Genomic DNA, 10,438 nt, shown 5'->3' with positions numbered 1-10,438 from the left:
CAGTACCACTTGGCCGTCTTGCCCGACCGGCTGTCGGTGTGGACGCGCAGGCAGAGGCCGGAGACGAGGGGAGGCAGTCGTCGACTGCTCCCCCTGCTGGACCGCGATGATCCCGGCGAGCACGACCAGCCCGCCGATGAGCTGGATGAGGCCCGGGGCCTCCCCGAGCAGCAGCCAGGCGAAGACGACGGCGGAGACGACCTCGAGAAGCCCGACGAAGGACGAGAGGCGCGAGCCGAGGGTGCGGGTGGCGGCGATGCCGGCGGCGTACGCGACCGAGCAGGTCAGCACACCGAGACCGACCAGCGGCCCCCACCAGGGCATCTCCAGGCCGGCCAGGACGACCGGCGAGGTCTCCATCGCGAACGGGATGGCTCCGACCAGGCAGAGCATCGCGAGCAGGATCGTCGCGCCGGTCAGGCCCAGCCAGGCCAGCGCGAGCGGCGGCAGCGTGGTGCTGGAGTGGGCGTTGAGCACGTAGTAGCCGGCCAGCCCGACGGCGGCCGCGGAGCCCCACAGCACGCCGAACGGGTGCACGTTGGCGCCGCTGACCAGGTCGAGGACCAGCACGAGGCCTGCGATGGCGACCAGCGCCCCCACCATCGTCAGCCGCGAGGGCCGCTCGCCGTGGCGCAGCCACATCCATCCGACGACCAGCACGACGCCCATGTATTCCAAGAGCAGCGCCGGCCCGACCGCCATCCACTGCACCGCTGAGAAGAACGCGAACTGCGGCACCACGATCGCCAGCAGTGCGTACGCCACCACGACCCGCCAGCTCCCGGCGACGCTCCGCCACCGGCCGGCGAGCGCGCGCACCGCGAAGGGGGCCAGCACGAGGGCGCCGATGCCGACGCGGAAGACCAGCACGCCGCCCGTCGACCAGCCGGTGTCGAAGAGGCCTCGTCCCAGCGGCCCGGAGAGGCTGAACGTGACTGCGGAGACGACCGCCATCAGCAGTCCGGCAGCCACCAGGGGCGTCTTCTGCGAGCTCTGCGGCACCGCCTCGTCATTGGCCAAAGTCGTCATGACACATGACGATCCCAGCGACGCGGTAATGTGTCAACATGGTTTTCACCCATGACACCGAGGTAGGCCTCCAGGCAGCCGCGGCGCTGGCGAACACCCTCGCCCTGTCCCCCGGCTCGGTCGACGAGCTGGCGACGGTGGCGGCGCTGGACGAGTTCTTCGTGACGTACGACTACACGGGGAGGCACGACCGCGACCGTGCCGAGCTCGAGGAGGTCCGCGCCCTTCGCCCCCGACTGCGAGATCTCCTCACCGCCGAGCGCGACAAGGCCGTGCGGCTGACGAACGAGCTGCTCGCCGAGCACCGGGCCACACCTCAGCTCGTCCGGCACACGACGTACGACTGGCACATCCACGCCACCGAGCCCGACGCCCCGCTGGCGACGCGGATCGCCGTCGAGACCGCGATGGCGATGGTCGACGTCATCCGTGCCGACGAGCTGTCGCGGCTCTCGATCTGCGCCGACGACGGCTGCCTCGGGGTGGTCGTCGACCTCTCCCGCAACCGGTCGAAGCGCTACTGCTCCCCGACCTGCACCAACCGCAACGCGGTCGCGGCCTACCGGGAGCGTCAGGCCGCGAGCACGAAGTAGCGCAGGGCGACGTAGACCCAGGCGACCGCGAGCGTGACGATCGTCACCACGATGCCGTACCTGGTGAACGTCCAGAAGCTGATCGGGTGGCCGGCCTTGGCGGCGAGGCCGAGGACGACGACGTTGGCGCCGGCGGCCACCGCGGTGGTGTTGCCGCCGAGGTCCGCGCCGAAGACGAGCGCCCACCACAGCGGGCTGTCGGCACCCGAGGACGGCGTCGCGGCGACCATCTCCTCCACGATCGGCACCATCGCGGCGGTGTAGGGGATGTTGTCGACGAACCCGCCCACGACGGCCGAGCCGATCATCAGGCCGGTGACGCCGACGAGCTCGTTGTCGCCCATCAGGTCGGCGGCGAAGGTGCCGAGCGAACCGATGACGCCGACCTCGACCAGGCCACCGACCAGCACGAACAGCGCCATGAAGAAGGCCAGGGTCGACCATTCGACCTCCTCCAGGAACGCCTCGGTCTCCGTCCGGGAGACCACCACCATCGCCCCGGCGCCGAGCATCGCGACCAGCGAGGGGTCCAGGTGGAGCTCGGTGTGGAGAACGAAGGCGAGCATCACCAGGGTCAGCACGGCCAGGCAGCGGTAGAGCAGCCGGCGGTCGCGGATCGCCGAGGCGGGTGGCTCGATCAGGCCGTCCAGGCCGACGTGGCCGCGCAGGTCCTTTCGGAAGAGCAGGCGTACGAGTCCGACCAGCACGACCAGCAGGATCAGGCACAGCGGCAGCGAGTGGATCAGGAAGTCGTCGAAGGTCAGGTCGGCCCGGCTGGCCACGATGATGTTGGGCGGGTCGGCGATCAGGGTCGAGGTGCCGCCGACGTTGGCGGCGAGGATGAGCGAGATCAGGTATGGCATCGGGCGCAGCCCCAGCCGCTCGCAGACCGACAGCGTCACCGGCGTCACCAGCAGCACCGTGGTCACGTTGTCGAGGATCGGCGAGAGCGCCGCGGTGACCAGGATCAGCAGCGTCGCCAGTCGCGCCGGGCGGCCGCCGGAGTGCTTGACCGCCCACAGCGCGAGGAACTCGAACAGGCCCGTCTGCTTGAGGACGCCGACGATCACCATCATCCCGAAGAGCAGGAAGATGACATCCCAGTCGACCCCGGTCTCATGACTGAAGAAGGCCGACTCGGCGCTGATGACCCCGATCGCGACCATCGCGGCGACGCCACCCAGAGCGGCGGCGACGCGGTGGACACGCTCGGTGGCGATGAGGCCGTAGGTGACGATGAAGATCGCCACCGCTGCGTACACGATCATGCGTTGAGCTCCATGCCGTCGACTCTCCGCGACGGCGCGCCGGATCCGAATGGGTGCTGCCACCCATAAGGCCAGGCCAGAGAGCATGTCAGGGTTGGGGCATGAGTCACTTGCCCCTCTACTGGCGGGTCTGCCTGACCAACTGGGCCGTGTTCTGCGTCGGCACGCTGGTCCTGGCACTCTCCCCGGCCCGGGTCTCGGAGCGTGTCCTGGCCTCGGAGGCGGTGGTGCTGGCGGTCGGGCTGGCCGTGATGGCGACGCTCAACGCACTCCTGCTGCTACGCAGCCTCGCCCCGATCGACCGGGTGATCCGCACGATGGACTCGGTGGACCACCTCTCCCCCGACCAGCGCCTGCCGACCCACGGCACGGGCGCCGGCGCCCGGCTGGTGGCCAGCTACAACGCGATGCTGGAGCGGCTGGAGACGGAGCGGAGCACCAGCAACGCCAAGGCGCTCGCGGCGCAGGAGGCCGAACGGCACCGGATCGCCCAGGAGCTCCACGACGAGGTCGGGCAGTCGCTGACCGTCGTGCTCCTGGGCCTCAAGGGGCTGGAGCGGCAGGTGCCGGAGTCGGTGCGACCCGATCTCGCCGCCGTGCGCGAGTCCGCCCGCACGGGTATCGACGACGTACGCCGCGTGGCTCGGCAGCTCCGCCCGGGCGTGCTCGAGGATCTCGGCCTGCACGCCGCCCTGGCCGCGCTGGCCACCGACGTCGGCACTCTGGGCCGCACGACCGTACGCCGCACCATCGGGCGCGGGCTGCCCGACCTGCCCCAGGACCGCGAGCTGGTGATCTACCGGGTCGCCCAGGAGGCGCTCACCAACGTCGTACGCCACGCCCGCGCCGCCACCGCCGAGCTCTCCCTGTGCAAGGTCGGCGACCGGGTCGTGCTCACCGTCTGCGACGACGGCCGCGGCAGCGCAGACCTCGTGGCCGGCGCCGGGATCAGCGGCATGCGGGAGCGGGCCCTGCTCGTCGGGGCCGAGCTGGCCGTGACCAGCGCTCCCGGGCGCGGCACCACGGTCCGTCTGGAGGTGCCGTTGTGACCCCGACGCCTGCCAAGATCCGGATCCTGCTGGCCGACGACCACACCCTGGTCCGCCGCGGCGTACGCCTCATCCTCGACGCCGAGCCCGACCTCGAGGTGGTCGCCGAGGCCGCCGACGGTGCCGAGGCCGTGGCCGCGCTGCGCGACGTCGAGGTCGACCTGGTGATCCTCGACGTCGCCATGCCCCGGATGACGGGGCTGCAGGCCGCGCGCGGCATCGCCCGGATGCGTACCCCACCGAAGATGCTGATGCTCTCGATGCACGACAACGAGCAGTACTTCTTCGAGGCGCTCAAGGTCGGCGCCAGCGGCTACGTCCTCAAGTCGGTCGCCGACGAGGACCTGGTCAAGGCCTGCCGCACCGCGATGAGCGGACGGGCCTTCGTGTATCCCGGCGCGATGAGCGCGCTCGTCCGCGACTATCTCGACCGTCTCAACCGCGGCGAGAGCCTGCCGCGCACGGTGCTGACCGAGCGGGAAGACGAGGTGCTCAAGCTCATCGCCGAGGGACACTCGACCCGCGAGATCGCGCGCGAGCTGACGATCTCCTACAAGACCGTCGAGCGCCACCGCGAGAACATCCTCGCCAAGCTGGGCCTGCGCGACCGCACCCAGGTGACCCGGTACGCCATCCGAGCAGGTCTCATCGAACCCTAGCGTTGCCCGTCCCGGGGCTCATGCACCGAACTCCCGGGCGCGCAGACGCGCCAGGTGGGCGTGCACCAGCGGGAGCACCGACGCGCCCTCGCCGCTCGCGGAGGCGACCCGCTTCATGGACCCGGCGCGTACGTCGCCGACGGCGAAGACACCCGGCACCGTCGTCTCCAGGCTCGCGGGCGGAGTCCCGTCGACCCACGCCTCGCGGGGCACGTCGCGGCCGGTCAGGACGAACCCGTGCTCGTCGAGGGCCACCCCCTCCGCCAGCCACGCACAGTCGGGTTCCGCTCCGAGCAGACAGAAGAGGCCGTCGGCGGAGGTCTCGGTGTCCTCGCCGGTGTCCAGGTTCTCCAGTCGCAGCCACTCCAACTGGCCGGCGCCCCCGCCGTCGGCGACGATCGTGCGGGGCCGGACCCGGATGTTGGAGGTCGCGTCGATCTCACGCACCAGATAGGCCGACATGGTCTCCGCGAGGTCGTGCCGCCGGACCAGGATCGTCACCGCCTTCGCGAACTTGGCGAGGTGGATGGCCGCCTGTCCGGCCGAGTTGCCGCCGCCCACCACGAAGACCTCACGGCCCTGCATCTCGCGCGCCATCGACGTCGCGGCACCGTAGTAGACGCCCGCACCCACCAGGTCGTCCACACCGGCCACCCCGAGCCGCCGGTAGGTCACGCCCATCGCGAGGACGACCGTACGAGCGCAGAACTGCGCACCGCGCACGTGCACGTGCTGGTGCTCGGGCTCGTCGACCGGGCCGGGCTCGATCCCGGTCACCGGGCGCCCGGAGAAGAAGCGTGCACCGAACCGGCCGGCCTGGATGCGGGATCGCTGGGCGAGACGCATGCCCGAGATGCCGCGAGGAAAGCCGAGGTAGTTGCGGATCATGGAGCTCGATCCCGCCTGCCCGCCGATCGCGTCGCGCTCCACGACGACCGTCGCCAAGCCCTCCGACGCCGCGTAGACGGCCGCCGCGAGGCCCGCCGGCCCGCCGCCCACGATGGCGACGTCGGCGATCACGCCCTCGGGAATCTCGTCGAAACCGCCGTAGATGGCCTCGGCGGCCGTCGCCGCCGTCGCCCTCGAGACCACCCGGCCCGTGAAGGTATGGACCAGAGGCAGCTGTGCTCCCGGGCCGGCGGCCTCGATGATCTCCTGCGCGTCGTCGTCGCTCGGCTCGAGCGCGCGAAGCGGGAAGCCCATGCGTTCGAGCAGGTCCCGGATCGCCGCCGCGTCGCGGTCGCCCGGCTCGGCGACGACGTCGGTCACGGTCACCAGGGGCCTGCCCACCGACCATCCCCACTCCGAGAGGAGCTCGATCAGCGCGGTGTGGAACTCCTCGTCCCGCGGGCCGCGTGGGATGAGGACGAAGGTGTCCATCTCGCGCTCGAGCGCCGCGGCACGCAGGTCGTCGAGAGCATCGGAGAAGTCCTCCCATGCGACCAGGGCGACCCGGCGCGCCGTCGCCACGATGGCCGGCACCTCGTGCAGGAACTCGATCGAGGTGCCGTCGTCGAGCACGTGCTCGGCGGCGACCATCGCGATCTGGGCACCTTCGGTCACCAGCTCGCGTGTCCTGTCCAGGCCCGCGGCGAAGCCGACCACCGGCTCGATCCGGTAGTCACGGTCGTACCGTGCCCGGAACTCCTGCTCGACGATGTCAGCGTGCTCGCCGCCGACCAGCACGATGACCGGCTTGTCACGCTCCATGCCGCACAGCGTAGACGCCGAGGCGCCTCAGTCACCGAGGAACTGACGCAGGGTCGCCAGGAACGTCTCCGGCTTCTCGGAGTGGACCCAGTGTCCGGCACCCTTGATGGTCACCTTTCGGTAGCGCGGGAACCATTCCTTCATCGCCGGTGCGTACTCGTCGGTGATGTAGTTCGACAGCTCGCCGGCCAGCCACAGCACAGGCCCCTCGTAGGGGTCGTAGGCCTTGATCTCTTCGGCCGGCCAGGCACCGATGCGGTCGAGGTCGCGACCGAGTACGTCGAGGTTCATCGCCCAGCGCCATCCGTCCCCGTCTCGGCGCAGGTTCTGCAGCAGGAAGCCGCGGACGGTCGGGTCCGGGACCGCCTCCTGCATCCCCGCGTCCGCCTCCTCGCGCCGGGTGATGCGGCTCAGGTCGAGGCCCTGCATCGCCTCGACGTACGTCTTGAAGCCGCCGACGCGCTCGTAGACGACCGGCGACATGTCGGCCACGACCAGCTTCGCGACCAGCTCGGGGCGGGTGATCGCGAGCAGCATCGCCACCTTGCCCCCCATCGAGTGGCCGACCACGGTCGCGGGGTCGTCGGCCCCGTCATCAGCAGAGATCAGCTCTGCGACGGCCGCAGTGACGTCGAGGTAGTCGAAGGTGTCCGGCTGGGGCGAGCGGCCGTGGTGAGGCAGGTCGACCAGCGTCACCCGATGCTTGTCGGCCAGCTGCTTGCCCAGGGTGTTCCAGTTGCGTCCCTGGCCGAAGAGGCCGTGCAGGAAGACGACGCGGCTCCCGGTCTCGCCGAGCTCGAGCGTGTGCAGGTCAGTCACAAGCGAGGATCGTACGGGCGCTGTCGACCCGCTCAGAAGTCGAAGCCGTCGAACATGTCGCCGAGGCCCTCGCCGAAGCCGCCGATCGCCTCGCCCATGCCCTCGCCGATCTCACCGATCGCCTCGAAGCCGCCGAACGCGCCGAACATCATGCCCGCGAACATCCAGTCCATCGGCCCGAACGAGCCGAAGTAGCCACGGGCGTAGGGCTGGTAGGCCGGGCCGCCCTGCCAGTAGGGCACTCGCTCGTTGCCGACCATCACCTTGCGGCTGTCCGGCTCGGCACCGGCCCGGATCCGCTCGAGGTCGAGCGCGCAGGCGGGTACGTCACGGGGCACGCCCCCTGGGGGCGCCCACTCCACATCTTCGACCGAGAGTCCGTGACGGGGGTCGAAGAAGCACGGCGGGCGGCGCTTCGGCAGCGGCTCGCCGGCGACCCGCGCCTTCACGCAGGCGATCGCGTAGCGGCCGTCCTCGACGATCGTGGTGATCTGCTTGACGTCGTCGGGCGAGGTCATCTTGTCGACGGTGCGCTTGGCCGTCTCGTATTCGTCCAGCGCCCGCTGGTAGTCGGCGTTGGCGCCCTCGTCGAGCTCCTTGCCGGCCATGTCGAGGTCGAGCTTCTGCAGCTCCTCACCGAAGGCGGTGACGTCCTCGAAGGCGAGCTGCTTGACCGGCTCGAGCTCGGCGCGCTGCTTTTCCAGCGCTCGCGCCTGCGAGCGCCTGCTGGTCACGACCACGGTCCCGATCACCGCGACGACGATGAGAAGTGCGATCAGAAGTCCCACGTCATTCAGCGTACTGCCGGGGTGGTGGGGGCCGCGGTTCGTCTAGGTATGCAGGCGAACCAGCACATCCCATGCGGAACTCCACTTGGGATGCGGCGGTCTGGCTGCATACCTAGACGAACTGACGCCGCTGGCGGCTCAGCTGTAGTCGCGGAACCCCTTGCCCGTCTTGCGGCCGAGGTAGCCCGCGGTGACCAGGTGCTCCAGCAACGGCGCGGGCGCGAAGCCCGGCTCGCGGAACTCGAGGTAGAGCTCACGCTCGATGGCGAGCGAGACGTCGTTGCCGACCACGTCGAGCAGCTCGAACGGCCCCATCGGCAGCGCACAGCCGAGCTTCATCGCGGTGTCGATGTCGTCGGCGGTGGCGTAGTGGGCCTCGAGCATCTTGACCGCGTCGTTGAGGTAGGGGAACAGCAGCGCGTTGACGATGAACCCGGCCCGGTCGCCGCACGAGACCGGCGACTTGCCGACCTTCTCGCACAGCGCGCGGACGGTCTCGGAGACGTCCTCGGCCGTGGTGACCGTGGAGACGACCTCGACCAGCTTCATCACCGGCGCCGGGTTGAAGAAGTGCATGCCGACGACATCGGCGGGCCGCTTCGTCACCCTCGCCAGCTCGATGACCGGCAGGCTCGAGGTCGTGGTCGCCAGGATGGCTCCCGGCTTGCAGATGTCGTCGAGGTTCTCGAAGAGCGTGGTCTTGATGGCCAGGTCCTCGGCGATCGCCTCCACGACGATGTCCACGTCGGCCAGGTCGTCCAGCGAGGTGGTGCCCGTGAGCCGCCCGAGGATCTCCGGCTTCGCCGACTCCTCCAGCTTGCCCCGGCCGATCGCCTTGTCGAGGCTCTTGGTGATGCGTTCGCCGACCTTGGCCACCTTGTCGGGGCTACGCCCCACGTACGTCACGTCGTAGCCGCCCTTGGCGAAGACCTCGACGATCCCTGACGCCATCGTCCCGGTGCCGACGACGCCGACCTTGGCGATCGGACGCCGCAGCTCGTGGGTGGCGTCGGCGCTCGGGGTCAGCGCGTCCGGCACCACGACGGGTGAGTCGGCGGCCTCGTAGGTGTAGAAGCCGCGACCCGACTTCCGTCCGAGCATGCCGGCGGTGACCATCTGCTTGAGGATGGGAGCGGGGGCGTGCAGGCGGTCGCGGCCCTGGCGGTACATCGTGTCGAGGATCTCGTAGGAGGTGTCCAGCCCGATCAGGTCCAGGAGGGCCAGCGGACCCATCGGGTAGCCGCAGCCGAGCCGCATCGCGGTGTCGATGTCCTCGCGGGTGGCGTAGTGGCCCTCGAACATCGAGACGGCGTGGTTGAGGTAGCCGAAGAGCAGCGCGTTGGCGATGAACCCGGCGCGGTCGCCGCAGACCACCGGCGACTTGCCGAGCTTGCCGACGACCTCGCGAGCGTCCTCGAGCACGTCGGGCTCGGTCACCACGGTGCGTACGATCTCGACGAACTTCTGCACCGGAGCCGGGTTGAAGAAGTGGACACCGACGACCCGTCCGGGGTGCTTGGACGCGGTCGAGATCTCGGTCACCGAGAGCGACGAGGTGTTGGTCGCCAGGATCGTCTCGGGCGCCACGATCTCGTCGAGGGTCGCGAGGATCGACTTCTTCAGCTCCAGCGACTCCACGACCGCCTCGACGACCATGTCGACGTCCTTGAGCGCCGTCGCGTCGGTGGCGAAGGAGATCCGGCCGAGCAGCGCCTCCTGCTCCTCCTCGCTGAGCTTGCCGCGCTTGACCGCGCGACCTGTCGAGTGCGCCAGGTGCGCCTTGCCGCGCTCGAGGCCCTCCTCGTCCCGCTCCACCCCGACGACGGTGAACCCGTTGCGGGCGAACACCTCCGCGATCCCGGCCCCCATGGTGCCCAGGCCGACGACTCCGACTGTCTCGATCGTGCGCTCACTCATGCCACGCATCCTGCCACGGTGTGATGCCAGGCACGCCGGGACGCCGCTAGATTCAGGCACCGTGACCGAACAGACCCCGGCAGCCGAGACGGTCGATGCCGAACGCATCGACGCCGAGCGGATCGTCCCCGCCTCCCCCACCGACATCTTCGCCGTGCTCGTCGACCCCGACGGCCATGTCGCCATCGACGCCTCCGGCATGCTCCAGTCCGCGGAGGGATCCCCGGTCGCCGCGGTCGGCGACCGCTTCGTCGTCCACATGGACCGCGAGGCGCTCGGCGACTACCCGATGGGCAGGTATGACGTCACCGTGATCATCACGGGCTTCGACCCCGGCCGATCGATCGAGTGGACCATCGACGGCACCATCAAGCCGCCGATCGGTCACCGCTTCGGCTACCTGCTCGAGCAGCTCGACTCCGGCGCCACCCGCGTCACCTCCTATTGCGACTGGTCCACCGCCCTCCCCGAGTGGAAACCGATCTTCCCGGTCATCGACCAGAAGTCGATCCGAGCCACGCTGGGGATCCTGGAGCGGGCCGTACGCCGCGGCTACCCCCGCCCCTGACGAGGCGTCACCTCCGCAGGCCGAGGCGTCGGACACGC

10 protein-coding genes are annotated in these 10,438 nt (G+C 70.1%); 4 read left to right on the top strand and 6 right to left on the bottom strand.

Annotated features, from left to right (window positions below; translation table 11 throughout):
• Positions 1-1,029: DMT family transporter (locus ACFVJS_RS22305; RefSeq protein ID WP_378885054.1), on the bottom strand; the 1,029-nt coding region annotated here is incomplete at its 3' end.
• Positions 1,030-1,067: 38 nt separating this feature from the next.
• Between ACFVJS_RS22305 and ACFVJS_RS22300 the strand changes: the two genes are divergently transcribed.
• Positions 1,068-1,622, top strand: a complete 555-nt coding sequence (locus ACFVJS_RS22300; RefSeq protein ID WP_378885051.1) for a CGNR zinc finger domain-containing protein — start codon at positions 1,068-1,070, stop codon at positions 1,620-1,622.
• Here ACFVJS_RS22300 and ACFVJS_RS22295 read toward each other — a convergent pair.
• Positions 1,601-2,890, bottom strand: coding sequence for an SLC13 family permease (locus ACFVJS_RS22295; RefSeq protein ID WP_378885048.1), 1,290 nt, complete (start codon positions 2,888-2,890; stop codon positions 1,601-1,603). The two genes, ACFVJS_RS22300 and ACFVJS_RS22295, sit on opposite strands and share 22 nt — an antisense overlap.
• 101 nt (positions 2,891-2,991) lie before the next feature.
• Here ACFVJS_RS22295 and ACFVJS_RS22290 point away from each other — a divergent pair, with 101 nt between their 5' ends.
• Both ACFVJS_RS22290 and ACFVJS_RS22285 read left to right on the top strand, forming a co-directional pair.
• Complete coding sequence (locus ACFVJS_RS22290) at positions 2,992-3,939, top strand: HAMP domain-containing sensor histidine kinase (RefSeq protein WP_378885045.1); 948 nt, start codon at positions 2,992-2,994, stop codon at positions 3,937-3,939.
• A complete protein-coding gene (locus tag ACFVJS_RS22285) occupies positions 3,936-4,598 on the top strand; it encodes a response regulator (RefSeq protein WP_378885042.1) in 663 nt (220 codons plus the stop codon). Before ACFVJS_RS22290 ends, ACFVJS_RS22285 begins: the two co-directional genes overlap by 4 nt.
• Before the next feature lie 18 nt (positions 4,599-4,616).
• Here the strand turns inward: ACFVJS_RS22285 and ACFVJS_RS22280 are convergent, their stop codons facing one another.
• The 4 genes from ACFVJS_RS22280 to ACFVJS_RS22265 form a co-directional block, all read right to left on the bottom strand.
• On the bottom strand, positions 4,617-6,308 hold the full coding sequence (locus ACFVJS_RS22280) for an FAD-dependent oxidoreductase (protein ID WP_378885039.1): 1,692 nt from the start codon (positions 6,306-6,308) through the stop codon (positions 4,617-4,619).
• A gap of 27 nt (positions 6,309-6,335) precedes the next feature.
• Complete coding sequence (locus ACFVJS_RS22275) at positions 6,336-7,127, bottom strand: alpha/beta fold hydrolase (RefSeq protein ID WP_378885036.1); 792 nt, start codon at positions 7,125-7,127, stop codon at positions 6,336-6,338.
• Between the two features lie 32 nt (positions 7,128-7,159).
• The gene (locus ACFVJS_RS22270) at positions 7,160-7,915 is read right to left on the bottom strand and encodes a hypothetical protein (protein ID WP_165109823.1); all 756 of its coding nucleotides are present in this window, start codon (positions 7,913-7,915) and stop codon (positions 7,160-7,162) included.
• Positions 7,916-8,053: 138 nt separating this feature from the next.
• Positions 8,054-9,832 carry a 3-hydroxyacyl-CoA dehydrogenase family protein gene (locus ACFVJS_RS22265; RefSeq protein ID WP_378885033.1) on the bottom strand — a complete coding sequence of 593 codons (1,779 nt, stop codon included), beginning with the start codon at positions 9,830-9,832 and terminating at the stop codon, positions 8,054-8,056.
• Positions 9,833-9,893: 61 nt separating this feature from the next.
• Between ACFVJS_RS22265 and ACFVJS_RS22260 the strand changes: the two genes are divergently transcribed.
• Positions 9,894-10,400, top strand: a complete 507-nt coding sequence (locus ACFVJS_RS22260; protein ID WP_378885030.1) for a polyketide cyclase — start codon at positions 9,894-9,896, stop codon at positions 10,398-10,400.
• The last annotated feature ends 38 nt before the right edge of the window (positions 10,401-10,438 follow it).

This window comes from Nocardioides sp. NPDC057772, from assembly GCF_042798075.1.
Classification (GTDB): domain Bacteria; phylum Actinomycetota; class Actinomycetes; order Propionibacteriales; family Nocardioidaceae; genus Nocardioides.
Note: the sequence above shows the minus strand (reverse complement) of the source record. Positions and strands in the feature narration are given on the sequence as shown.